Below are 24,607 nucleotides of genomic sequence, written 5' to 3'. Positions count from 1 at the left end.
AAAATTCATCGCATGATGAATTCCCCGGGCCCCGCCATCGAGGCCCGTGGCCTCACCGTCGTACGAGGCAACCGCACCGTCCTCCGCGGCCTCGACTTCACCGTCGAACCCGGCAGAATCACCGGCCTCCTGGGCCCCTCCGGCTGCGGCAAATCCACCCTGATGCGCGCCGTCGTGGGCACCCAGGCCAAAGTCACCGGCACCCTCGACGTGCTCGGCAGCCCCGCGGGCGCCCCCACGCTCCGCCCGCGCATCGGGTACGTCACCCAGGCCCCGTCCGTCTACACCGACCTGACGGTCCGACAGAACCTCGGCTACTTCGCGGCGATCCTCCAGCCGGGCCGCAGGCACCGCGACGCACGCCGGACCGCCGTCACCCGCGCGATCGCCGAGGTCGACCTGACCAGCCACGCCGATGCCCTCGCCGGCACCCTCTCCGGCGGCCAGCTCACCCGCGTTTCCCTCGCCGTGGCCCTGCTCGGCACGCCCGAACTCCTGGTCCTCGACGAACCGACCGTCGGCCTCGACCCGGTCCTCCGCCGCGACCTGTGGAACCTCTTCCACGCCCTCGCGGCCGACCGCGGCACCACACTCCTCGTCTCCTCCCACGTCATGGACGAGGCCGAGCGCTGCCACCGGCTGCTCCTCATGCGCGAGGGCGAGATCCTCGCCGACGACACCCCCGAGGCACTGCGCACCGCTGCCCGCGCCGCCACCGTCGAAGAGGCATTCCTCCACCTGGTCGACAAGGCCGCCATCCGTCAGGAGACCGCCCGATGAGCACGCACCCGAACCCCGGCTCCCACCCCCGCCCGGCCACACCACCCCTGAGCCCGGCCCGCACCCTCGCCACCGCCGCCCGCGTCCTGCGCCAACTCACCCACGACCCGCGCACCGTCGCGCTGCTCCTCCTGATCCCGATCGTGATGATCACGCTGCTCCGGTACGTGTTCGACGGCAGCCCCCGCACCTTCGACGCCATCGGCGCCTCGCTCCTCGGCATCTTCCCGCTGATCACGATGTTCCTGGTGACCTCGATCGCCACCCTGCGCGAACGCACCTCGGGCACCCTCGAACGCCTCCTCGCCATGCCGCTCGGCAAGGGCGACCTCATCGGCGGCTACGCCCTCGCCTTCGGCACCGTCGCCATCGTCCAGTCCCTCCTGGCCACCGCACTCTCGGTCTGGGCACTCGGCCTGGACGTCACCGGCTCCCCGTGGCTGCTGCTCCTCGTCGCCCTGCTCGACGCGCTCCTCGGCACGGCACTCGGCCTCTTCGTCTCCGCCTTCGCCGCATCCGAGTTCCAGGCCGTCCAGTTCATGCCGGCGGTGATCTTCCCGCAGCTCCTGCTCTGCGGACTGTTCACCGCGCGCGACCGGATGGCACCCGCACTCGAAGCGATCTCGAACGTCCTGCCCATGTCGTACGCGGTCGACGGCATGAACGAGGTCCTCCACCACACGGACGTCACCGGCGACTTCGTCCGCGACGTCCTGGTCGTCGCGGGCTGCGCGCTCCTCGTCCTCACCCTCGGCGCGGCCACGCTCCGCCGACGTACCGCCTGACCGGCCCCGGTGCGAGGATGACGGACACGAGCACCGAGCACCGCGAGTACCGCCCGGAGGGTGAACCACATGACCCAGACAGTTGCAGTCCTCGGCACCGGCAAGATCGGCGAGGCCCTGCTCAGCGGAATGATCCGGGCAGGCTGGCGCCCGGCGAACCTGCTGGTCACCACCCGCCGCTCCGAGCGCGCCGAGGAACTCCACAACCGCTACGGCGTCGACTCCGTCACCAACGCCGAGGCCGCCAAGCGCGCCGACATCCTCATCCTCGCGGTCAAGCCCCAGGACATGGCCCGGCTCCTCGACGAACTCGCCGAGCACGTATCCGCCGACCGCCTGGTCATCAGCGCCGCCGCGGGCATCACGACCGCCTTCATCGAGGACCGCCTCACGGCGAACACCCCGGTCGTACGCGTCATGCCGAACACCCCCGTCCTCGTCGACGAGGGCATGTCCGTCATCTCCGCGGGCAGTCACGCCACCACCGAGCACCTCGCCGCCGCAGAGGCGATCTTCGGCGGCGTCGGCAAGACCCTGCGCGTGCCCGAGTCCCAGCAGGACGCGGCAACCGCCCTCTCCGGCTCGGGCCCCGCGTACTTCTACTTCCTCGTCGAGGCGATGACGGACGCGGGCATCCTGCTCGGCCTGCCCCGCGCCCAGGCCCACGAGCTGATCGTCCAGGCCGCCATCGGCGCCGCCGTCATGCTCCGCGACAGCGGCGAACACCCGGTCAAGCTCCGCGAGGCCGTCACCAGCCCGGCCGGCACCACCATCAGCGCCATCCGCGAGCTGGAGAACCACGGCGTACGCGCCGCCCTCATCGCCGCCCTCGAAGCCGCTCGCGACCGCAGCCGCGAACTCGCCTCCGGCAACGGCTGACGGGCAGCAGGCCCCGCGCCCACCCCCTACATCTGCTGCGCACCACCTTCGCGAACCCACCGCTGTGCAACGCCACGGCGGTGGGTTCGCGCCCACGCCCGAGTCACCGGCCCGGCCGGAGTTGACACGACACGCCCACATCCGTAGTGTGCTCCGAGTTGTCCGACGTGAGCGCCGACTCCGGTCGGTCCCCGGACAGCCATTCCGCAGTAACCACATCGGTCAGCGACATCTGTCGCCCGACTTTCTGTGCGCATTTGCGAAATGAGGAATCCGCGTTCGAAGGAACACGGCCCCGATTAGCGTCGAGGCCCAGGATTCGCTAAAGTCTCACTCGTCGGAACGGCCCAACGGCCGGGAAGACGAACCCCGCTGACTGGGAATCAGGCCCGAAAGGATCTGATAGAGTCGGACTCGCCGGAAAGGGAAACGCGAAAGCGAAGAACTGGAAAGCGAACCCGCTTCGACCGGGAATCGGACACGAAAGAGTCTGATAGAGTCGGAAACGCAAGACCGAAGGGAAAGCCCGGAGGAAAGCCCCAGAGAATGTTCTGCGGGTGAGTACAAAGGAAGCGTCCGTTCCTTGAGAACTCAACAGCGTGCCAAAAGTCAACGCCAGATATGTTGATACCCCGGCCTGCTTCGGCAGGTTGGTGGTTCCTTTGAAAGTCCTGCCGGGCCTCACGGTTCCGGTAGGCAATTACACAGCGAGGACGCTGTGAACGATCGGTCTTATTCCGGCTGATCGTTCCGCTCTCGTGTTGTGTTGTCCCGATTACGGGAAAACATTCACGGAGAGTTTGATCCTGGCTCAGGACGAACGCTGGCGGCGTGCTTAACACATGCAAGTCGAACGATGAAGCCCTTCGGGGTGGATTAGTGGCGAACGGGTGAGTAACACGTGGGCAATCTGCCCTTCACTCTGGGACAAGCCCTGGAAACGGGGTCTAATACCGGATGACACTCTGTCCCGCATGGGACGGGGTTGAAAGCTCCGGCGGTGAAGGATGAGCCCGCGGCCTATCAGCTTGTTGGTGGGGTGATGGCCTACCAAGGCGACGACGGGTAGCCGGCCTGAGAGGGCGACCGGCCACACTGGGACTGAGACACGGCCCAGACTCCTACGGGAGGCAGCAGTGGGGAATATTGCACAATGGGCGAAAGCCTGATGCAGCGACGCCGCGTGAGGGATGACGGCCTTCGGGTTGTAAACCTCTTTCAGCAGGGAAGAAGCGAAAGTGACGGTACCTGCAGAAGAAGCGCCGGCTAACTACGTGCCAGCAGCCGCGGTAATACGTAGGGCGCAAGCGTTGTCCGGAATTATTGGGCGTAAAGAGCTCGTAGGCGGCTTGTTGCGTCGGTTGTGAAAGCCCGGGGCTTAACCCCGGGTCTGCAGTCGATACGGGCAGGCTAGAGTGTGGTAGGGGAGATCGGAATTCCTGGTGTAGCGGTGAAATGCGCAGATATCAGGAGGAACACCGGTGGCGAAGGCGGATCTCTGGGCCATTACTGACGCTGAGGAGCGAAAGCGTGGGGAGCGAACAGGATTAGATACCCTGGTAGTCCACGCCGTAAACGTTGGGAACTAGGTGTTGGCGACATTCCACGTCGTCGGTGCCGCAGCTAACGCATTAAGTTCCCCGCCTGGGGAGTACGGCCGCAAGGCTAAAACTCAAAGGAATTGACGGGGGCCCGCACAAGCAGCGGAGCATGTGGCTTAATTCGACGCAACGCGAAGAACCTTACCAAGGCTTGACATACACCGGAAAGCATCAGAGATGGTGCCCCCCTTGTGGTCGGTGTACAGGTGGTGCATGGCTGTCGTCAGCTCGTGTCGTGAGATGTTGGGTTAAGTCCCGCAACGAGCGCAACCCTTGTTCTGTGTTGCCAGCATGCCCTTCGGGGTGATGGGGACTCACAGGAGACTGCCGGGGTCAACTCGGAGGAAGGTGGGGACGACGTCAAGTCATCATGCCCCTTATGTCTTGGGCTGCACACGTGCTACAATGGCCGGTACAATGAGCTGCGATGCCGCGAGGCGGAGCGAATCTCAAAAAGCCGGTCTCAGTTCGGATTGGGGTCTGCAACTCGACCCCATGAAGTCGGAGTTGCTAGTAATCGCAGATCAGCATTGCTGCGGTGAATACGTTCCCGGGCCTTGTACACACCGCCCGTCACGTCACGAAAGTCGGTAACACCCGAAGCCGGTGGCCCAACCCCTTGTGGGAGGGAGCTGTCGAAGGTGGGACTGGCGATTGGGACGAAGTCGTAACAAGGTAGCCGTACCGGAAGGTGCGGCTGGATCACCTCCTTTCTAAGGAGCACTTCTTACCGGGCTTGCCTGGTCAGAGGCCACTACGTCGGCAAATGTTCGACGGTGGTTGCTCATGGGTGGAACGTTGACTATTCGGCACGACAGGTTGTTGTTCACTAGTACTGCTTCGGCGTGGAACGTGGGGATGACCGGTCGGGTCGGGCACGTTGTTGGGTATCTGAGGGTACGGCCGTGAGGTCGCCTTCAGTTGCCGGCCCCAGTGAACCTGTTCTTCGGAGCGGGGTGATGGGTGGCTGGTCGTTGTTTGAGAACTGCACAGTGGACGCGAGCATCTGTGGCCAAGTTTTTAAGGGCGCACGGTGGATGCCTTGGCACCAGGAACCGATGAAGGACGTGGGAGGCCACGATAGGCCCCGGGGAGCTGTCAACCGAGCTTTGATCCGGGGGTGTCCGAATGGGGAAACCCGGCAGTCGTCATGGGCTGTCACCCGCTGCTGAACACATAGGCAGTGTGGAGGGAACGAGGGGAAGTGAAACATCTCAGTACCCTCAGGAAGAGAAAACAACCGTGATTCCGGGAGTAGTGGCGAGCGAAACTGGATGAGGCCAAACCGTATGCGTGTGATACCCGGCAGGGGTTGCGCATGCGGGGTTGTGGGATCTCTTTTTCATAGTCTGCCGGCTGTGAGACGAGTCAGAAACCGTTGATGTAGGCGAAGGACATGCGAAAGGTCCGGCGTAGAGGGTAAGACCCCCGTAGCTGAAACATCAACGGCTCGTTTAAGAGACACCCAAGTAGCACGGGGCCCGAGAAATCCCGTGTGAATCTGGCGGGACCACCCGCTAAGCCTAAATATTCCCTGGTGACCGATAGCGGATAGTACCGTGAGGGAATGGTGAAAAGTACCGCGGGAGCGGAGTGAAATAGTACCTGAAACCGTGTGCCTACAAGCCGTGGGAGCGTCGCTGTTGTTCTTCGGAGCAACAGTCGTGACTGCGTGCCTTTTGAAGAATGAGCCTGCGAGTTTGCGGTGTGTTGCGAGGTTAACCCGTGTGGGGAAGCCGTAGCGAAAGCGAGTCCGAATAGGGCGTTTTAGTAGCACGCTCAAGACCCGAAGCGGAGTGATCTAGCCATGGGCAGGTTGAAGCGGAGGTAAGACTTCGTGGAGGACCGAACCCACCAGGGTTGAAAACCTGGGGGATGACCTGTGGTTAGGGGTGAAAGGCCAATCAAACTCCGTGATAGCTGGTTCTCCCCGAAATGCATTTAGGTGCAGCGTCGTGTGTTTCTTGCCGGAGGTAGAGCACTGGATAGGCGATGGGCCCTACCGGGTTACTGACCTTAGCCAAACTCCGAATGCCGGTAAGTGAGAGCACGGCAGTGAGACTGTGGGGGATAAGCTCCATGGTCGAGAGGGAAACAGCCCAGAGCATCGACTAAGGCCCCTAAGCGTACGCTAAGTGGGAAAGGATGTGGAGTCGCAGAGACAACCAGGAGGTTGGCTTAGAAGCAGCCACCCTTGAAAGAGTGCGTAATAGCTCACTGGTCAAGTGATTCCGCGCCGACAATGTAGCGGGGCTCAAGCGTACCGCCGAAGTCGTGTCATTCCAGCGTATAGGGCCAACGCCTGCTGGGATGGGTAGGGGAGCGTCGTGTGCCGGGTGAAGCAGCCGCGGAAGCGAGTTGTGGACGGTTCACGAGTGAGAATGCAGGCATGAGTAGCGATACACACGTGAGAAACGTGTGCGCCGATTGACTAAGGGTTCCTGGGTCAAGCTGATCTGCCCAGGGTAAGTCGGGACCTAAGGCGAGGCCGACAGGCGTAGTCGATGGACAACCGGTTGATATTCCGGTACCCGCTTTGAAACGCCCAATACTGAATCAGGCGATGCTAAGTCCGTGAAGCCGGCCCGATCTCTTCGGAGTTGAGGGTAGTGGTGGAGCCGACGAACCAGACTTGTACTAGGTAAGCGATGGGGTGACGCAGGAAGGTAGTCCAGCCCGGGCGGTGGTAGTCCCGGGGTAAGGGTGTAGGCCGTGTGGTAGGTAAATCCGTCACACGTTAAGGCTGAGACCTGATGCCGAGCCGATTGTGGTGAAGTGGATGATCCTATGCTGTCGAGAAAAGCCTCTAGCGAGTTTCATGGCGGCCCGTACCCTAAACCGACTCAGGTAGTCAGGTAGAGAATACCGAGGCGTTCGGGTGAACTATGGTTAAGGAACTCGGCAAAATGCCCCCGTAACTTCGGGAGAAGGGGGGCCATCACTGGTGAGGAGACTTGCTCTCCGAGCTGGGGGTGGCCGCAGAGACCAGCGAGAAGCGACTGTTTACTAAAAACACAGGTCCGTGCGAAGCCGTAAGGCGATGTATACGGACTGACGCCTGCCCGGTGCTGGAACGTTAAGGGGACCGGTTAGCCGACTTTCGGGTCGGCGAAGCTGAGAACTTAAGCGCCAGTAAACGGCGGTGGTAACTATAACCATCCTAAGGTAGCGAAATTCCTTGTCGGGTAAGTTCCGACCTGCACGAATGGCGTAACGACTTCTCGACTGTCTCAACCATAGGCCCGGTGAAATTGCACTACGAGTAAAGATGCTCGTTTCGCGCAGCAGGACGGAAAGACCCCGGGACCTTTACTATAGTTTGATATTGGTGTTCGGTTCGGCTTGTGTAGGATAGGTGGGAGACTTTGAAGCGGCCACGCCAGTGGTTGTGGAGTCGTCGTTGAAATACCACTCTGGTCGTGCTGGATGTCTAACCTGGGTCCGTGATCCGGATCAGGGACAGTGTCTGATGGGTAGTTTAACTGGGGCGGTTGCCTCCTAAAGAGTAACGGAGGCGCCCAAAGGTTCCCTCAGCCTGGTTGGCAATCAGGTGTTGAGTGTAAGTGCACAAGGGAGCTTGACTGTGAGACCGACGGGTCGAGCAGGGACGAAAGTCGGGACTAGTGATCCGGCAGTGGCTTGTGGAAGCGCTGTCGCTCAACGGATAAAAGGTACCCCGGGGATAACAGGCTGATCTTCCCCAAGAGTCCATATCGACGGGATGGTTTGGCACCTCGATGTCGGCTCGTCGCATCCTGGGGCTGGAGTCGGTCCCAAGGGTTGGGCTGTTCGCCCATTAAAGCGGTACGCGAGCTGGGTTTAGAACGTCGTGAGACAGTTCGGTCCCTATCCGCTGTGCGCGTAGGAATATTGAGAAGGGCTGTCCCTAGTACGAGAGGACCGGGACGGACGAACCTCTGGTGTGCCAGTTGTTCTGCCAAGGGCATGGCTGGTTGGCTACGTTCGGAAAGGATAACCGCTGAAAGCATCTAAGCGGGAAGCCTGCTTCGAGATGAGTATTCCCACCAACTTGATTGGTTAAGGCTCCCAGTAGACGACTGGGTTGATAGGCCAGATGTGGAAGCCCGGTAACGGGTGGAGCTGACTGGTACTAATAGGCCGAGGGCTTGTCCTCAGTTGCTCGCGTCCACTGTGTTTGTTCTGAAATAACGAACGGCCGTGTTGTTCCGGTGTTGGTTAATTTCATAGTGTTTCGGTGGTCATTGCGTTAGGGAAACGCCCGGTTACATTCCGAACCCGGAAGCTAAGCCTTTCAGCGCCGATGGTACTGCAGGGGGGACCCTGTGGGAGAGTAGGACGCCGCCGAACTCCTTTTACGGGAAAGCCCCGTGCCCTTGTGGCACGGGGCTTTTCTGCGTTCGGAGCGTCTAGGCTCGATCCATGCGCTACGAACTGGTCATCTTCGACAACGACGGTGTGCTCGTGGACAGCGAGCCGATCTCCAACACCATCCTGTCCGAGTACCTCACGGAACTCGGACACCCCACCTCGTACCAGGAGTGCCTTCGCGACTACATGGGAGCTGCCGTGCATCGAGTGCACGACCTCGTCGAGGAAAGGACAGGGGAGAAGCTGCCCGCGGACTTCGAGGAGACGCTCCACTCACGGATCTTCGCGGCCTTCCAGCAGGAGCTGGAACCGGTGGCGGGCGTGGACGACGTGCTGGGGAAGCTCGTCGCCGACGGGGTCGCCTATTGCGTCGCGTCCTCCGGGAGTCATGAGCGGATCCGGGTCGGGCACCGCAAGACCGGGATCGACCAGTGGTTCGAGGAAGACTGGATCTTCAGCGCGGACGATGTGGCGCGCGGAAAGCCGGCGCCCGATCTGTTCCTGTTCGCCGCCGAGCGCATGGGCGTTCCTCCCGAGCGGTGCGTCGTCATCGAGGACAGTCCGCTCGGAGTGGAGGCGGCCCGGGCCGCGGGGATGGATGTGTACGGGTTTACGTCGATGATGCCCTCGGACCGGCTCGCCGGGGTGACCGGGCACTTCTCCGACATGAGTCAACTGCGGGAATTGCTCGCCTGATCCATCTACCCATGGGTAGAAACTGGCCCTACGCTCGCGGCCATGACACATGCTCGATTGCGGCACGGCAGAGCCTCCCTCGCGTTGAGCTTCTTCGTGCAGGGAGTCACCTTTGCCCTGCTCGTGACGCGGATTCCCGCCATTCAGGACCGGTACGGGATATCCGACGGGCTGTTGCCGGTGTTCCTGGCCGCGGTGCCGATTCTGGCCGGGGTGGGCAGCGTCGTCACCGAGAAGGTGGTCGCGCGGGTACGGCCCGGGGTCGTACTGAGGTGGGCGCAGCCCGTGGTGCTGCTTGCGCTGCTCGGGGTCGGGGCCGGGAGCGCCTTGTGGGAGGCGGCTCTGGCGCTCGGGGTGTTCGGACTTGCCGTTGGGGCGCTCGATGCCTCCATGAACATGATGGGGGTCAGCCTCCAGCGGGCGTACGGGCGTTCCATCATGCTGGGGTTCCATGCCTCGTACAGCCTGGGCGGGATCGCCGGGGCGTCCATGGCGTGGGCCGGGGCGCACTGGGGTCTGTCGCTGCTGGTCTCGTACCTGCCGGCGGTTGTCGTGCTGCTGCCTGTCGCGCTCATCGGGAGCCGGTGGTACGCCGAGGGCGCGTCCGTCGAGACGGGTCCGGTGGAGGGGCAGGGGAAGGGGGCTGCGTCGGTCTCGTTCAAGTTGCTGATGCCGCTCTGTCTGGTCATGAGCTTCGCGTACATCGGGGACTCGACGGTCTCCAACTGGAGCGCCAAGTATCTGCAGGACGTGCTGGGGAGTTCGGAGCAGGTGTCGACCGTTCCGTACAACGTCTACATGGTGACGACGCTGCTGGGGCGGGCTGTCGGGGACTTCGGGGTGCGGCGATTCGGGGCGGTGGCCGTGGTGCGGTCCGGGAGTGTGCTGGCCGCGGTCGGGTTCGCTGTGGTGGCGCTGGCCGGTGGGGCGTGGGTCGGGATGCTCGGGTTCACTCTGCTGGGCCTCGGACTGTGTGTGATCGCGCCGCAGACGTTCGCCGCCGCCGGGCGGATGTTCCCCGGGGCGAGCGATACGGCCATCGCGCGGCTGAATGTCTTCAACTACGTGGGATTCCTGGTGGGGTCGCCGCTCGTGGGGGCGCTCGGGGACGCCTGGAGTTACCGGGGGGCGATGCTCGTACCGATGGTGCTGGTCCTGGCAACGCTCCTGTACGCCAAGTCGTTCGGCGCGGAACCTGCCCGATACGGTGGCGGGCATGAGCGGCCGCGCACAGTTGATGTGGGATGACGCAGTAACGGGATACGACTTCGGCGAGAGTCACCCGATGGACCCCGTCAGACTCGCTCTGACGATGGGGTTGGTGCGGGCGTTCGGGCTCGACCGCGCGGTGGATGTGGTGGCGGCCAGGCCCGCCGGCGAGTCCACGCTGCGGCTGGTGCACCGCGAGGACTATGTGGCTGCCGTGCGTGCTGCGTCGGCGGATCCGAAGCACGCCGATCAGAACTACGGGCTCGGGACGGTCGACGATCCCGCGTTCGCGGGGATGCACGAGGTGTCGGCGCTGATCGCCGGGCAGTCGGTGGCCGCGGCCGAGGCGGTGTGGCGTGGGGAAACCGCGCACGCCGTGAACTTCACGGGCGGACTGCACCATGCCATGCCGGGTGGCGCGGCGGGGTTCTGCATCTACAACGATCCGGCGCTCGCCATCGCGCGGCTGCTGGAGCTGGGTGCCGAGCGGGTCGCGTACATCGATGTGGACGTGCACCACGGGGACGGTGTGCAGGCGGCTTTCTGGGAGAACCCGCGGGTTCTGACGGTTTCGTTGCACGAGCACCCGCGCACGCTGTTTCCGCAGACCGGCTGGCCGGAGGAGACCGGCGCCGGGGCCGGTGAGGGCAGTGCGGTGAACGTGGCGTTGCCGGCCGGTACGGGGGACGCGGGCTGGCTGCGGGCGTTCCATGCGGTGGTGCCGGAGCTGCTGGCGGATTTCCGGCCGCAGGTGCTGGTGAGTCAGCACGGGGCCGATACACACTTCGAGGACCCGCTCGCCCACCTGGCGGTGTCGTTGGACGCGCAGCGGGCGGTGATGGCTTCCTGTCACGATCTCGCCCACGAGTACGCGGAGGGCGGGCGCTGGGTGGCGCTCGGCGGGGGCGGTTACGCGGTGGTCGACGTGGTGCCGCGGTCCTGGACGCATCTGGTGGGGATCGCCGCGCACGCGCCGGTGGATCCCGAGTCGGTGATTCCGGCCTCGTGGCGGGACGAGGTGTACGCGAGGACCCGGCAGCCGGGGCCGGCCCGGATGACGGACGGGCGTATTCCTTCCTGGAAGTCGTGGGAGGAGGGGTACGACCCCGCGGACCGGGTGGACCAGGCGGTGCGGGCGACCAGGCGGGCGGCGTTCCCGTTGCGGGGGCTGTTGGCCTGAGACGGGCGGGGCGGTCGGGGTGCGGCTGGTTTCGTGCGGTGGTGAGCATGGGTTACGCCAACTGTGGGGCGTAACCGGGCTTCTGGCCCCCCGTCCGGGTGGTTGGGGCAGCATCGGTGGGGTGTTGAGCACCGGAGCGTTGCGTGCACATCTGCTGGCGGCCCGGCTGGCCGGGCCCGTGGCCACATCGAGGGAAGTGAGCCTGCGGAGCTATCGGCTCTTCGCGGCCCGCGACCCTCGGGTGACGCTCGGCCTCGACCCCGAGTGGCGCTGGGAAGAGTCCGATCTTCTTCGTCTGATGGCCGACAAGTGTGGTGTTTCGGGCGATCCTGCTCATGTTTCGGGCCCGGACGTGATCGATCCGGAGCGGACTCTGGCAGCTCTGAATTCCTTCGCGGAGCGGCTGTCGCATGCGGCGGTCCGGCGGGCGCCGGTGCTGTTCGGGACCGGTCATCCGCATCGACTGCTCGGTTTCTACGCAGGACTGGCAGACGCCCTGTCGGCGGCCGGGTGCCCTGTACTCACTCCTGCGCAGGGCCGATGTATCGACATAACGACCCGGTTCGGCGTACGCACGCACAACCTGGACTACGTACGAGGAGTCGCGATGGTGCGCGAACCGGGCGCGCGGACTTCCGGCGGTGACACCGGCGCACATACCCATTCACCGTTGCCGGTCCGGGTCGTTCTGGAGTCTGCGGCGCAGCGGCACGAGCGGCTGCCGGAGTTGGTCGTCGGGGACCACGGATGGGTCTGCGGGGCAGGTCAGCTGGGCATCGAGGCGATCGGTCTGGCGGATACGGACGATCCCGCGCTGTTCGTCGGGGAGGCGGAGGGGCGGGTGTCGGTCGCCGTTCCGCTCGATGACGCCGTACGGTCCGCCTACTACCGGCCGCTCACGCGCTATGTACTCAATCGGGCGTGTCTGTCACAGTAGGCGGCCGATCGTCTCTCCTCTTCCCCACTCGCATCACCCGCCCCTAATCTGGGGAGTGAGCGCATAACGACGAAGAGTCACCGGAGGGGAAGCCGGTGCGCGTCTCGTGCGGAAGGTACAGGTGGGTCATGGCTGCTGGCAGCGAGAGGCCTCTCAATGAGGTCAAGTTTCTGACTGTGGCGGAAGTCGCCTCGGTCATGAGGGTGTCGAAGATGACCGTGTACCGCTTGGTGCACAGCGGTCATCTGCCGGCGATCCGGGTGGGCAGGTCATTCCGGGTTCCGGAGCAAGCGGTTCACGAGTATCTCCGCGAGTCCTTTGTGGGGGTGGAGTCCGCCTGAGATTCGCCTCGGATTACGTCCCTCACGCGGTGGCGGGTAGGCTAGGACGACGTAGGTCGTGTGGGCCCAGACGCCCCGCACCAGTGAAGAGAAGTGAGCGAGGGTAGTCGTGGGCTCTGTTATCAAGAAGCGGCGTAAGCGGATGGCCAAGAAGAAGCACCGCAAGCTGCTCAAGCGCACGCGCGTTCAGCGTCGCAACAAGAAGTAGGCGAACGCAGTTCGTGAATCCGCAGCCCTTCCGCCCTTGTGGCGGGAGGGCTGCGGCGCGTTGCGGGGTGGTACCCGCATTCGGGCCAAAGTCTTGGCACAAGGCAGCCGTGCGGTCATCGCAGGGCAACATCCACCCGCTACGGTGACGGCCAGGGGAAACCTTTCGACGGAAGGCGCTGATCTTGGGGAAGGTCGTGCTGGTCACGGGAGCGGCCCGGCAGCTGGGCGGCCGCTTCGTGCGGCGCATTCAGCGTGATCCGGAAGTGGACCGGGTGATCGCCGTCGACGCGGTCACGCCCGGACACCGGCTGGGCGACGCCGATTTCGTGTCGGCGGACATCCGCCAGCCCGCGATCGCCAGAGTTCTCGCCGAGCACTCCGTCGATACGGTCGTCCATCTGGACGTCTCCGCGAAGGTGGTCGGCACGGGTGGCCGGACGACGGTCAAGGAGACCAACGTCATCGGCACCATGCAGCTGCTCGGGGCCTGTCAGAAGGCGCCGAGCGTGCGGCGACTGGTCGTCAAGTCCAGTACGAACGTGTACGGCTCCGCGCCCCGCGATCCGGCGGTCTTCACCGAGACCACTCCGCCCAAGTCCCTGCCGAGCGGGGGCTTCGCCAAGGACGTGGTGGAGGTCGAGGGGTACGTACGGGGCTTCGCACGCCGTCGGCCGGACGTCGCCGTGTGCGTGCTCAGGTTCGCGAACATCCTGGGGCCGCAGGCGGATTCGCCGCTCGCCGACTATTTGTCGCTGCCCGTACTGCCCACGGTGTTCGGTTACGACCCGAGGCTCCAGTTCGTGCACGAGGACGATGTCGTCGACGTACTGGGGATCGCCTCGCGCGAGCCGAGGCGCGGGACGCTGAACAGTGGCACCTTCAACATCGCCGGGGACGGCGTGCTGCTGCTCTCGCAGTGCTCGCGGCGGCTGGGGCGGCCGACGATGCCGTTGCTGCTGCCTGCCGTCACCTGGGTGGGCCAGGCGCTGCGTACGGTCGGCATGACGGACTTCTCGCCGGAGCAGATCCGGCTGCTCACCCACGGCCGGGTGGTCTCCACCGTTCAGATGCGCGAGACGCTGGGTTTCCACCCGGAGTTCACCACCGCGGAGACGTTCGCGGAGTTCGCGCGCAGTCAGGGGCCGGGGCTGCTGCCGCCCGAGGTGGCGGGAAGGGCGGTCGACAGAGTGGCCGCCATGCCGTTCGCCGGGGTGGCCGGCGACGGTCCGGGGATCACCGGGGCGGGCGACACGTACCCGACCCCCAGCGGCAGGTAGAGGAGCGCATCGACGATGGCGGATGCCAAGGTCATTCCGTTCGACGACGACCGTTCGCGGGCGGGCGGCGCGTCGCGCTCCGCGCGGCGCCGGTCCGCGGGGGGCGGCGGCCGGGGGCAGGGGCCCTCCGCGGCCGCACCGGTGGTCGGGACGGCGGCCGTCAGCGCCCTTCCCGGGCAGCAGGACGCCGCGCTGCCGCTGCCGCAGGGGGAGCCCCAGTGGGCCGGGCAGCCCGTGGAAGGGGCGGAGCGGGGCAGCTGGGACCGGCGGATCGCGGGCGGGCTCGCGTTCCTGCGACGGCGGGTCACCGGTGAGTACGACGTCGACGAGTTCGGGTACGACAAAGAACTGACCGATCAGGTCCTGATGTCGATGCTGCGCCCGGTGTACGAGAAGTACTTCCGGGTCGAGGTGAAGGGCATCGAGAACATCCCGTCCGACGGCGGGGCGCTCATCGTGTCCAACCACTCGGGGACGCTGCCGCTCGACGGACTGATGCTCCAGGTCGCCGTGCACGACAACCACCCGGCCGGGAGGCACCTGCGGCTGCTCGCCGCCGATCTCGTCTTCATGCTGCCGGTGGTCAACGAGCTCGCCCGCAAGGCCGGGCACACGCTTGCCTGCGCGGAGGACGCGGAGCGGCTGCTGCGGCGCGGCGAGCTCGTCGGGGTGATGCCGGAGGGCTTCAAGGGCATCGGCAAGCCGTTCGGCGAGCGGTACAAGTTGCAGCGCTTCGGGCGGGGCGGTTTCGTCTCCACGGCGCTGCGGGCCGGGGTGCCGATCGTTCCGTGCTCGATCGTGGGGGCGGAGGAGATCTACCCGATGATCGGGAACTCGAAGACGCTGGCGCGGCTGCTGGGCATTCCGTACTTCCCGATCACGCCGACGTTTCCGTGGCTGGGGCCGCTCGGGGCGGTGCCGTTGCCGACGAAGTGGACGATCCAGTTCGGCGAGCCGATCTCCACGAGTGGGTATCCGGTGGAGGCGGCGGAGGATCCGATGCTGATGTTCAATCTGACGGATCAGGTGAGGGAGCAGATTCAGCACACGCTGTACAAGTTGTTGGTGCAGCGGCGGTCGGTGTTCTTCTGAGCCGATGATCACCGGCTCACCGGACGGGCTTGTCTCTTCGTGCCCGTCCGGCGACCGAGGTGGCGTCAGTCGTCCAGGTCCTCGCTGTTGATTCCCAGGCCCGGGAGCAGGCCGGGGAGGAGCGGGGGCAGGGTTACGTCCGGAGTGGGCGGGGAGCCGATCCGGCCGTCGGCGGACGGGAGGGTGCCCGGGGTCGGGGTGCCGAGGAGGCCGTCCGTGCTGCCGCCGATCAGGCCGTCGGACGGGGCGCTGCCGGAGGCCGAGGGGTGGGGCGCGGCGCTGGGGTCCGTACGGCCGTGCGAGGCCTCCGGTGACGAGGGCGCGGAGTGGTCCGTACCGGACGATTCCGTGGCCTGTTCCGTGGCGTCCGACTGCCGCGAATCGCTGCTCCTGCCCGGGGTGCGGGGCAGCAGCGACTGCAGCGGTTCGACCTCTTCGTCTATGGCGTCGAAGACCGAGTTGACCTGGTCACCCACATCGGTCAGCTGGACGGGCAGCCGGTCGCGCAGGCTGCTCCAGCTGTTGCGGTGCGAGCGGGAGAAGGACTCCAGGGTCTGGATCGGGCCGATGGCGCCGTCCCGCTGGTAGGCCGCGTGGAGCAGGCGGTGGCCCTCGGCGGCGTCGTGCGTCATGCCGTTGAGCGTGCGCCTGACCTCGCCGAGCTGTTCGTGGTCGAGATCGCCGGAGCGGGCGCGCTCCATCAGCCGACGGGCCTCGCTGAGCCGGGTCGATGCCTGGTCGAGGTAGACCTCGCCGCGGTCGGCGTCGCCGCTGGCCATGGTGAGGTGGATGTCCTCCATGCCGCGTTTGAGCCCGTACAGCGAATCACCCGGCAGGGCGTCGGAACTGGCAGCGGCCACTCCGCCGAAGGCCCCCGCCGCCACTCCGACGGTGAGCCCGCCGGCCGCGAGGCCCTTCGCCCAGCGTGAGCGCGGACGCAATTTCCGGAGCGGGGAGGCCCGGTGGGCCCCCTTGGTCCGTTGTTCGGGCACCGTAGGACCCGTGGATTCGCCGCCCTCGGCGAACATGGCCTCCATCGCGGCGACGAGCTGGGCTCGTTGCACCACTTTGACTTCGGGATCCAATTCGGGCCGCGGTAGCTCACCGAGGCCGTTCGCCAGGGCCAACAGCGGTCCGTGGTCGGCCGGTTCGGCCGGTTCCTCGGGCTGTACGGCCGCCGCACCGCGGAGCGACTGCTCCTCCAGGGCCTGGGCGAAGGCGTCCGCCCGCCGGTGTGCCGAAACGTTTGCGATCACTGGCGGCACCTCCTCTCGTCATGACGGTCGACTCCCCTGCGCGTCCGGAAGGTTGCACACCTTGAGCGCTTCCACACGGATGAGTGAGTGTCGGCGGACATGGGGTGACGACAGGGGGCCTGCAACCGGCACAACGAGGGGCGCGGCACATGGGTTACGCAAGAAAGATGATCGGACCAGTGTGTGATGAATATATCGCCGAGAGTGATTCGGGCGGGGCGGGATCAGCGGGCGTCGTCCGGAAGGAGCCGGGCCAGGGTGCGGACGGCGCGGTACTGCAGGGTCTTGATCGCGCCCTCGTTCTTGCCCATGACCCGGGCGGTCTCGGCGACCGAGAGGCCCTGCAGGAAGCGCAGGGTCACGCATTCCTGCTGCTGGGGGTTGAGTCGGCGCACGGCTTGCAGCAGTGCGGCATTGGAGAGGGACTCCAGGACGGAGTCCTCGGGGCTGCGCTCGACCTCGTTGGCGTCGAGCATTTCGCCGGTGGTCACCTCCAGCCGGAAGCGGCTGGATTTGAAGTGGTCGGCGACCAGGTTGCGGGCGATCGTGACCAGCCAGGCGCCGAAGTCGCGGCCCTGCCAGGTGAAGGTGGAGATGCGGCGCAGGGCGCGCAGGAAGGTCTCGCTGGTGAGGTCCTCCGCTGTCGCCTTGCCGCCCACGCGGTAATAGATGTAGCGGTAGACGGTGTCGCTGTACTGGTCGTAGAGGCGGCCGAAGGCGTCGGCCTCGCCGGCCTGTGCGCGCTCGACGAGATCCATCATGCGCGCGCTGTCGCTGTCGGCGGTGGGCCGGCGGACGGTGGACGTAGTAGGTGCGCCGCGGTTGCTGCGTCTTCCGACCGCCGCACCGCGTTCGGCCAGGGCGTAGCAAGGGCCGGCAGGTGCAGGGGTGGCAAATGCGGGTACGGCGTACGCGGTGGGGACGAAACCGCGCAAGCGGTCGGCGACCGTTGCGCGGAGCGTAGCCAGGCCCGAGGCGTCAACCCCGACGTGTGGGTACACGGGACTCCCAGAGGCAGAGCTTCCATCACGTGCAGTACGAAACCGTCACTCGTCGTAGTGAGTGGTGGGTTCCGGAATGCGTCTGAGGAGAATAACGCTTCGTACAGGCAGTGCTACACCCAGTTGCTCAAATCATCGATTACGTCGCTTCTGTAGCAACTAATCGATGCATCAAGTAGCACATCGTGACCGGTTAATGATCGGATTAGTTCGGGATCTGCCTGCGGGTGCGACGGGTTGTGGTCGGGTGCGGGCAATCCGACTGGCGGGAGCGGCCGGTGGGCAAGGGATCCCGATCGGCGCCGGGTGTCCGGGCGTGGCTCGGCGGCCCCCGCCGGAGAACGAACGGGTGTGCGTCAGCGTCGGCGGCGGTGCAGCGCGACGGCGGCCGCGGTGCCGCCCGCGAGGGCGCCGACGCCCGCCGCGGCCGGGATGCCGACCTTGGCGGCCTTGCGGCCCGTCCGGTAGTCCCGCAGCCGCCAGTCGAGGGCGCGGGCGTGCTTGCGGAGCTTGGCGTCCGGGTTGATCGCGTACGGGTGGCCGACCAGGGACAGCATCGGGATGTCGTTGTGCGAATCGCTGTACGCTGCGCAGCGGTCGAGGTCGAGGTCCTCGGCGGCGGCCAGGGCGCGGACCGCCTCGGCCTTCGCGGGGCCGTGCAGCGGTTCGCCGACCAGGCGGCCGGTGTAGACGCCGTCGACGGATTCGGCGACGGTGCCGAGCGCGCCGGTCAGACCGAGGCGGCGGGCGATGATCGTGGCGGTCTCCACCGGGGCGGCGGTGACCAGCCAGACCCGCTGTCCGGCGTCCAGGTGGGCCTGGGCGAGGGCGCGGGTACCGGGCCAGATGCGGTCGGCCATGTACTCGTCGTAGATCTCCTCGCCGATGGACATCAGCTCGGAGACGCGGTGGCCCTTGACGATGGACAGGGCGCTGTCGCGGGCGTCCTGCATGTGCTCCGGGTCCTCGACGCCGGCCAGCCTGAACCAGGCCTGCTGCCAGGCGAACCGGGTCAGCTCGCGGCGCTGGAAGAACTTCCGCTTGTACAGGCCGCGGCCGAAGTGGAAGATCGCCGCGCCCTGCATCACGGTGTTGTCCAGGTCGAAGAAGGCGGCGGCCCGGTCGTCGCCGACGACGGGGAAGGCCGGTTCCTCGGCCTCGGTGGGGGCGGAGCCGCCCTGACCGGCGGCGGGCTGGTCGTCGGGGAGTTCGCCGGGGAGGGCGGACTTCCGCGCTGCCTCAGCTGCAGCCTCGCCTGCCAGCACGCTCCGTGCTGTCGCGGGGCGCCTACGGGGTGTGAGCCATCCAAGAGCGGCCATGTCGTGAGCATAGCCAGTCGGTTCGGCCGTTCCGGACCTGCCGGGATGCCGTGCCGTGAACTCTTGGCTGCCGAATTGTTAATCGGGCGATTCGGGGCGTAAGGGATCAAGGGTGGGGTCGGCTCCTCTCCTACTCGGGGTGGCGGTCCTGTTCGGCGCAGAATGAAGGCATGAGTGCCCTGCTGCGACGTATGAGGAAGAAGCCCGCGGACCGGGTGGTGACCCTGGTTGGGAAGCCCGGATGTCACCTCTGTGACGACGCGAGGACGGTGGTGAAGGAGGTGTGCGAGGAGACCGGCGCGTCCTGGGAGGAGAAGGACATCGATCAGGACGAGGAGCTGCACCGGGAGTACTGGGAGCAGATTCCGGTCGTCCTGATTGATAACGAACAGCACACGTTCTGGCGGGTGGACCCGGCGAGGCTGCGCAGCGCACTGCTTTCGTGAGTGAAACCCGGTTACCATCGTGGGCGTTTTGAGTGATCTCGGGGGAATGGTTGTGAGGAGTGTGTGCTGCTTTGCCCCCTTCGGGTCTGCAACGGGCTGATGCGATCCCTGGTTCCGGGATCGCGCGACGAATGTGCGTGACCCCGGTCACTTTGACCGGACAAAACGGACACTATCTTTGTGCACGTGTTCACAAAGACATAGCCTGCATTCGACGGGGCGGTCCTGCTGCATACGGCCGCCTGCAGCCCCGCTCATCCCGCAGGAGCACCGTGGCAACTGGCCGAACTCACCGACCGGCGACCCGTAGCCGAGGAATTCCCGAGGCCACCGTCGCCCGACTTCCGCTGTATCTGCGCGCACTGACCGCGCTCTCCGAGCGCTCGGTCCCCACGGTCTCGTCCGAGGAGCTCGCGGCTGCGGCGGGGGTCAACTCTGCCAAGTTGCGCAAGGACTTCAGCTACCTCGGGTCCTACGGAACGCGTGGTGTCGGGTACGACGTCGAGTATCTCGTCTACCAGATCTCCCGCGAACTCGGGCTCACCCAGGACTGGCCGGTCGTGATCGTCGGTATCGGTAACCTCGGCGCCGCGCTCGCCAACTACGGCGGTTTCGCCTCCCGTGGTTTCCGGGTCGCCGCGCTGATCGACGCCGATCCTGCGCTGGCCGGAACGCCGGTCGCGGGGATCCCCGTTCAGCACGCCGACGAGCTGGAGAAGATCGTCAGCGAGAACGGCGTGTCGATCGGCGTCATCTCGACCCCGGCCGGTGCCGCGCAGCAGGTCTGCGACCGGCTCGTCGCCGCGGGCGTCACCTCCATCCTGAACTTCGCGCCGACGGTGCTCTCCGTGCCCGACGGCGTCGACGTCCGCAAGGTCGACCTCTCCATCGAACTCCAGATCCTCGCCTTCCACGAGCAGCGCAAGGCCGGCGAGGACACCACCGAGAGCAGCCCGGACGCGGCCGCGCCGCCCGCGCGCGCCGACACCGGCAGCCGGAAGGGACCCGACGGGGACATGCCCGCCGTGATGCCGGCATGAGTCTTCTCGTAGTGGGGCTGAGCCACCGAAGCGCACCCGTCTCCGTACTGGAACGGGCCTCGCTGGCTGCCGAGACGCAGGCCAAGCTGCTTCAGGACGCCCTTGCCGCGGAGCCCGCGGCCGAGGCTGCCGTGCTGGCCACCTGCAACCGCATCGAGCTGTACGCCGACGTGGACAAGTTCCACGCGGGCGTCGCCGAGCTGTCCACGCTCCTCGCCCAGCACAGCGGCGTCGGTCTGGACGAGCTCACTCCGTATCTCTATGTGCACTATGAGGACCGGGCCGTCCACCACCTCTTCTCGGTGGCGTGCGGGCTGGACTCGATGGTCGTCGGCGAGGGCCAGATCCTCGGCCAGATCAAGGACGCGCTGGCACTGGGGCAGGAGCTCCACACCGCCGGCCGGCTGCTGAACGATCTGTTCCAGCAGGCCCTGCGGGTCGGCAAGCGGGCCCACAGCGAGACCGGGATCGACCGGGCCGGGCAGTCGCTCGTCACCTTCGGTCTCGAACAGATCGCAGCCGGTGCGGACGTCACCGACTGGGCCCGGGGCAGGCGCGCGCTGGTGATCGGCGCCGGCTCGATGTCCTCGCTGGCCGCCGCGACGCTGGCCCGTGCCGGTGTCGCCGAGATCGTCGTCGCCAACCGGACCAGGGCCCGCGCCGACCGGCTCGTCGAGATCCTGGGCCAGCCCGGCGGTACCGGAGTGTCCGCCCACGCCGTGGAGATGGCCGCCGTCGCCGACGAACTGACACGTGCCGACGTCGTCGTCTCGTGCACCGGTGCGACCGGTCTCGTGCTGACCGCCGAGGCCGTCGCCGGAGCGCTCGGCCTGGCCTTCGACCCCGCGCACGAGGCGCCCGCCGCCTCCGTCCCCGCGCCGCCCGCCGCCCCCGACCGGCATGCCGCCTGGGTGGAGAACGGCACCGCCGGCACGGTGCGCCAGGCCGTCCGCCGGGCCACCGTGCCCGCGCAGGGCGCCGGCCCCGTCCGTCTCGCCCTGCTCGACCTCGCCATGCCGCGGGACATCGACGGCGCCACCGCCCGCCTCGACGGCGTGCGCCTGGTCGACATCGAGTCGCTCGCCGAGGCGTCGGCGGATGCCCCGATGGCCGCCGATGTGGACCAGGTGCGCACGATCGTCGCCGACGAGGTCGCCGCCTTCGGCGCCGCCCAGCGCGCCGCCCACATCACCCCGACCGTCGTCGCCCTGCGCACGATGGCCGCCGGAGTGGTCGCGGGCGAGATCGCGCGGCTCGACGGACGCCTCCCCGACCTGGACGAGAAGCAGCGCGCCGAGATCTCGCAGACCGTGCGCCGCGTCGTCGACAAGCTCCTGCACGCGCCCACCGTGCGGGTCAAGCAGCTCGCCAGCGAGCCCGGCGGCGCCGGGTACGCCGATGCGCTGCGGGAACTCTTCGACCTCGACCCGCAGACGGTCGCCGCCGTCTCCCGGGCAGACCTGAACGACCCGAATCGAGGGCGGTCATGACCGACAACTCACCCCAGCGCGCACGGACCGACGCACCGCTCCGGCTGGGCACCCGGCGCAGCAAGCTCGCCATGGCGCAGTCCGGCCTCGTCGCCGACGCGGTCAGTGAGGTGACCGGGCGCGCCGTCGAGCTCGTCGAGATCACCACGTACGGCGACATCTCCCGGGAGCACCTCGCGCAGATCGGCGGCACCGGTGTGTTCGTCGCCGCGCTGCGCGACGCGCTGCTGCGCGGCGAGGTGGACTTCGCCGTCCACTCGCTCAAGGACCTGCCGACCACTCAGCCCGAGGGCCTCGTGCTGGCCGCCGTGCCGGTGCGCGAGGACCCGCGCGACGTACTGGTGGCGCGGGACGGGCTGACCTTCGAGCAGCTGCCGTCCGGTGCCCGCATCGGCACCGGCTCGCCGCGCCGCATGGCGCAGCTCAACGCGTACGCCCGTAACCACGGCCTCGACATCGAGACCGTGCCGATCCGGGGGAACGTCGACACGCGTATCGGATTTGTCCGAAGCGGGGAGCTGGACGCGGTGGTACTCGCCGCGGCCGGGCTCAGCCGCCTCGGCCGGACCGGTGAGGCGACCGACTTCCTGTCGGTCGACACCATTCTGCCCGCTCCCGGCCAGGGAGCACTGGCGATCGAATGCGCTGAGACCAGCGCGGACCTCGCCGCCGCGCTCGCCGAGCTCGACGACCCGGTCACCCGGGCCGCCGTGACCGCCGAGCGTGCCCTGCTCGGCGCTCTGGGGGCTGGTTGCTCCGCACCTGTGGGTGCGCTGGCCGACCTCCTGGCGGATGGGCAGGCTGTCAATGAACTGCGCCTGCGCGGTGTCGTCGGTTCCACCGACGGTTCCTCGCTGGTACAGATGTCCACCACCGGTCCCGTCCCCACGTCGCACGACGACGCGGCGGCCATCGGTCGCGAACTCGCGGCCGAGATGCTCGCCAAGGGTGCGGCCGGTCTTATGGGGGAGCGAGCACTTTGAGCCCCACCGGCCCCGCCGCATCCGACTATCCAGCCCTGTCCGCACAAGGGCACGTCACCTTCCTCGGCGCCGGTCCCGGCGACCCGGGACTGCTGACTCTGCGCGCCGTCGAGGCGCTCGCGAGCGCGGACGTCCTTGTCGCCGAGCCGGACGTTCTCGGCGTTGTTCGCTGCCATGCGCGGGCAGGCGTAAGCACGCCTGAGCTGACGGTTGTTGACGCGCAGTCAACAGCCGCCGGTGTTCCCGTTCTCAGGGATGCGGTCAATCTTGTCATGGAGGCAGCGAAGGGCGGCAGGCGGGTCGTTCGTGCCGTCTCCGGTGACCCGGGACTGGACGGGAACGCCGGCGCGGAGATGCTCGCCTGCGCCACCGCCGGTATCCCCTTCGAGGTCGTGCCGGGAGTCGCGAACGCGGTGGGCGTGCCCGCGTACGCCGGTGTGCCGCTGCGCGACGCGCAGGGCGCGGACGTCCGGTTCGTCGACGCGCGTACCGCCTCGGACCGCTGTTGGGCCGAGGTCGGCGCGAGCGATGCGACGGCTGTCGTCTCCACGGCGCTCGACTCGGTGGCCGCGGCCGCCGGTGAGCTGGTCGCGGCGGGCCGCAAGCCGGACACCCCGCTGACCGTGACGGTGGCCGGTACGACCACCCGCCAGCGCACCTGGACGGCGACCCTCGGGACGATCGCCCAGGTCCTGAAGCAGGCGAAGGTCCTCCCGTCGCCGGACGGGCACCAGCCCGTCATAGCCGTGGTCGGTGAGCGCAGCTCCGCCGCCCAGCGCGACCGGCTCGCGTGGTTCGAGTCCAAGCCCCTCTTCGGCTGGAAGGTGCTCGTCCCGCGTACCAGGGAGCAGGCGGCGTCGCTCTCCGACCAGCTTCGTTCGTACGGTGCCGTGCCGCACGAGGTCCCGACGATCGCCGTCGAGCCGCCTCGTACGCCCCAGCAGATGGAGCGCGCGGTCAAGGGTCTGGTCACGGGCCGCTACGAGTGGATCGCCTTCACCAGCGTCAACGCGGTGAAGGCCGTGCGGGAGAAGTTCGAGGAGTACGGGCTCGACGCCCGTGCCTTCGCCGGGATCAAGGTCGCGGCCGTCGGTGAGCAGACCGCCGCCGCGCTCGTCGACTTCGGTGTGAAGCCGGACCTGGTGCCGTCCGGTGAGCAGTCGGCCGCCGGTCTGCTGGAGGACTGGCCGCCGTACGACCCGGTCTTCGATCCGATCGACCGTGTCTTCCTGCCGCGTGCCGACATCGCCACCGAGACGCTGGTGGCCGGGCTCATCGAGCTGGGCTGGGAGGTCGACGACGTCACCGCGTACCGCACGGTCCGCGCCTCGCCGCCGCCCGCCGACACGCGTGAGGCCATCAAGGGCGGCGGGTTCGACGCGGTGCTCTTCACCTCGTCGTCGACCGTACGGAACCTCGTCGGCATCGCGGGCAAGCCGCACAACGTGACGGTCATCGCGTGTATCGGTCCGGCGACGGCGAAGACCGCCGAGGAGCACGGGCTGCGCGTCGACGTCCTGTCGCCGGAGCCTTCGGTGCACAGGCTGGTCGAGGCCCTCGCCGAGTTCGGTGCGCAGCGCCGGGAGGCGGCGAAGGAGGCCGGTGACCCGGTGACGCGGCCGAGCGAGCGGCGTCCGGGGGCACGGCGGCGTCGTACGACGACCTGACCCATGTCCATGTGACGGGTGATGTGTGAGGACCGGGCGGTCCGGCTGCTTCGGCGGCCGGGCCGCCC

At 67.0% G+C, this 24,607-nt stretch carries 19 protein-coding genes and 3 rRNA genes; 19 read left to right on the top strand and 3 right to left on the bottom strand.

Translation table 11 applies throughout. From position 1 onward, the window contains the following. Positions 1 to 12: 12 nt before the first annotated feature. The 14 genes from OG936_RS14995 (at position 13) to OG936_RS14930 (ending at position 15,337) form a co-directional block, all read left to right on the top strand. Positions 13 to 780, top strand: coding sequence for an ABC transporter ATP-binding protein (locus OG936_RS14995; protein ID WP_406495227.1), 768 nt, complete (start codon positions 13 to 15; stop codon positions 778 to 780). Beyond that, entirely contained in the window at positions 777 to 1,565 is a 789-nt protein-coding gene (locus OG936_RS14990; RefSeq protein ID WP_406495225.1) for an ABC transporter permease, read from the top strand. The genes OG936_RS14995 and OG936_RS14990 overlap by 4 nt, the downstream gene beginning before the upstream one ends. Positions 1,566 to 1,634: 69 nt before the next feature. After that, positions 1,635 to 2,444 carry a pyrroline-5-carboxylate reductase gene (gene proC / locus OG936_RS14985; RefSeq protein ID WP_406495223.1) on the top strand — a complete coding sequence of 270 codons (810 nt, stop codon included), beginning with the start codon at positions 1,635 to 1,637 and terminating at the stop codon, positions 2,442 to 2,444. A 788-nt stretch (positions 2,445 to 3,232) separates the two neighbouring features. Further along, positions 3,233 to 4,758 (top strand): 16S ribosomal RNA (locus OG936_RS14980). 297 nt (positions 4,759 to 5,055) lie between these two features. After that, positions 5,056 to 8,180, top strand: a 23S ribosomal RNA gene (locus tag OG936_RS14975). A gap of 77 nt (positions 8,181 to 8,257) precedes the next feature. Continuing rightward, positions 8,258 to 8,374: ribosomal RNA gene (gene rrf, locus OG936_RS14970) — 5S ribosomal RNA — on the top strand. The 16S, 23S and 5S rRNA genes sit together here, the layout of an rRNA operon. 72 nt (positions 8,375 to 8,446) lie before the next feature. Beyond that, positions 8,447 to 9,091 carry an HAD family phosphatase gene (locus OG936_RS14965; protein ID WP_266746925.1) on the top strand — a complete coding sequence of 215 codons (645 nt, stop codon included), beginning with the start codon at positions 8,447 to 8,449 and terminating at the stop codon, positions 9,089 to 9,091. 42 nt (positions 9,092 to 9,133) lie between these two features. Beyond that, positions 9,134 to 10,339, top strand: a complete 1,206-nt coding sequence (locus tag OG936_RS14960) for an MFS transporter (protein WP_406495221.1) — start codon at positions 9,134 to 9,136, stop codon at positions 10,337 to 10,339. Further along, a complete protein-coding gene (locus OG936_RS14955; protein ID WP_406495219.1) occupies positions 10,308 to 11,480 on the top strand; it encodes an acetoin utilization protein AcuC in 1,173 nt (390 codons plus the stop codon). Before OG936_RS14960 ends, OG936_RS14955 begins: the two co-directional genes overlap by 32 nt. Positions 11,481 to 11,601: 121 nt before the next feature. Beyond that, positions 11,602 to 12,417 carry a phosphatase gene (locus OG936_RS14950; protein WP_406495217.1) on the top strand — a complete coding sequence of 272 codons (816 nt, stop codon included), beginning with the start codon at positions 11,602 to 11,604 and terminating at the stop codon, positions 12,415 to 12,417. 128 nt (positions 12,418 to 12,545) lie between these two features. After that, positions 12,546 to 12,758 carry a helix-turn-helix domain-containing protein gene (locus OG936_RS14945; protein ID WP_014046653.1) on the top strand — a complete coding sequence of 71 codons (213 nt, stop codon included), beginning with the start codon at positions 12,546 to 12,548 and terminating at the stop codon, positions 12,756 to 12,758. Between the two features lie 109 nt (positions 12,759 to 12,867). Further along, the gene (locus OG936_RS14940) at positions 12,868 to 12,966 is read left to right on the top strand and encodes a 30S ribosomal protein bS22 (RefSeq protein ID WP_003948845.1); all 99 of its coding nucleotides are present in this window, start codon (positions 12,868 to 12,870) and stop codon (positions 12,964 to 12,966) included. 184 nt (positions 12,967 to 13,150) lie between these two features. Continuing rightward, positions 13,151 to 14,245 carry an NAD-dependent epimerase/dehydratase family protein gene (locus tag OG936_RS14935; RefSeq protein ID WP_383762973.1) on the top strand — a complete coding sequence of 365 codons (1,095 nt, stop codon included), beginning with the start codon at positions 13,151 to 13,153 and terminating at the stop codon, positions 14,243 to 14,245. A gap of 15 nt (positions 14,246 to 14,260) precedes the next feature. Beyond that, positions 14,261 to 15,337 carry a lysophospholipid acyltransferase family protein gene (locus OG936_RS14930; RefSeq protein WP_383762970.1) on the top strand — a complete coding sequence of 359 codons (1,077 nt, stop codon included), beginning with the start codon at positions 14,261 to 14,263 and terminating at the stop codon, positions 15,335 to 15,337. Between the two features lie 65 nt (positions 15,338 to 15,402). Here OG936_RS14930 and OG936_RS14925 read toward each other — a convergent pair whose 3' ends face one another. From OG936_RS14925 to OG936_RS14915, 3 genes are all read right to left on the bottom strand, one after another. Next, on the bottom strand, positions 15,403 to 16,593 hold the full coding sequence (locus OG936_RS14925; protein ID WP_406495214.1) for a DUF5667 domain-containing protein: 1,191 nt from the start codon (positions 16,591 to 16,593) through the stop codon (positions 15,403 to 15,405). A 224-nt stretch (positions 16,594 to 16,817) separates the two neighbouring features. Continuing rightward, a complete protein-coding gene (locus tag OG936_RS14920) occupies positions 16,818 to 17,594 on the bottom strand; it encodes an ECF subfamily RNA polymerase sigma factor, BldN family (protein ID WP_266746918.1) in 777 nt (258 codons plus the stop codon). Positions 17,595 to 17,950: 356 nt separating this feature from the next. Further along, complete coding sequence (locus OG936_RS14915) at positions 17,951 to 18,913, bottom strand: HAD family hydrolase (protein ID WP_406495212.1); 963 nt, start codon at positions 18,911 to 18,913, stop codon at positions 17,951 to 17,953. A gap of 170 nt (positions 18,914 to 19,083) precedes the next feature. Here OG936_RS14915 and OG936_RS14910 point away from each other — a divergent pair, with 170 nt between their 5' ends. From OG936_RS14910 to OG936_RS14890, 5 genes are all read left to right on the top strand, one after another. Next, positions 19,084 to 19,359, top strand: coding sequence for a glutaredoxin family protein (locus OG936_RS14910; protein WP_406495210.1), 276 nt, complete (start codon positions 19,084 to 19,086; stop codon positions 19,357 to 19,359). 272 nt (positions 19,360 to 19,631) lie between these two features. Further along, on the top strand, positions 19,632 to 20,399 hold the full coding sequence (locus tag OG936_RS14905) for a redox-sensing transcriptional repressor Rex (protein ID WP_406495208.1): 768 nt from the start codon (positions 19,632 to 19,634) through the stop codon (positions 20,397 to 20,399). Next, entirely contained in the window at positions 20,396 to 21,889 is a 1,494-nt protein-coding gene (locus OG936_RS14900) for a glutamyl-tRNA reductase (RefSeq protein WP_406495206.1), read from the top strand. Before OG936_RS14905 ends, OG936_RS14900 begins: the two co-directional genes overlap by 4 nt. Further along, entirely contained in the window at positions 21,886 to 22,872 is a 987-nt protein-coding gene (hemC, locus tag OG936_RS14895) for a hydroxymethylbilane synthase (RefSeq protein ID WP_406495204.1), read from the top strand. Before OG936_RS14900 ends, hemC begins: the two co-directional genes overlap by 4 nt. Continuing rightward, on the top strand, positions 22,869 to 24,539 hold the full coding sequence (locus OG936_RS14890) for a uroporphyrinogen-III synthase (protein ID WP_406495202.1): 1,671 nt from the start codon (positions 22,869 to 22,871) through the stop codon (positions 24,537 to 24,539). The genes hemC and OG936_RS14890 overlap by 4 nt, the downstream gene beginning before the upstream one ends. The last annotated feature ends 68 nt before the right edge of the window (positions 24,540 to 24,607 follow it).

It is taken from the genome of Streptomyces sp. NBC_00846, assembly GCF_045207325.1.
GTDB lineage: Bacteria > Actinomycetota > Actinomycetes > Streptomycetales > Streptomycetaceae > Streptomyces.
This window is presented reverse-complemented; position numbering and strand designations above follow the sequence as displayed.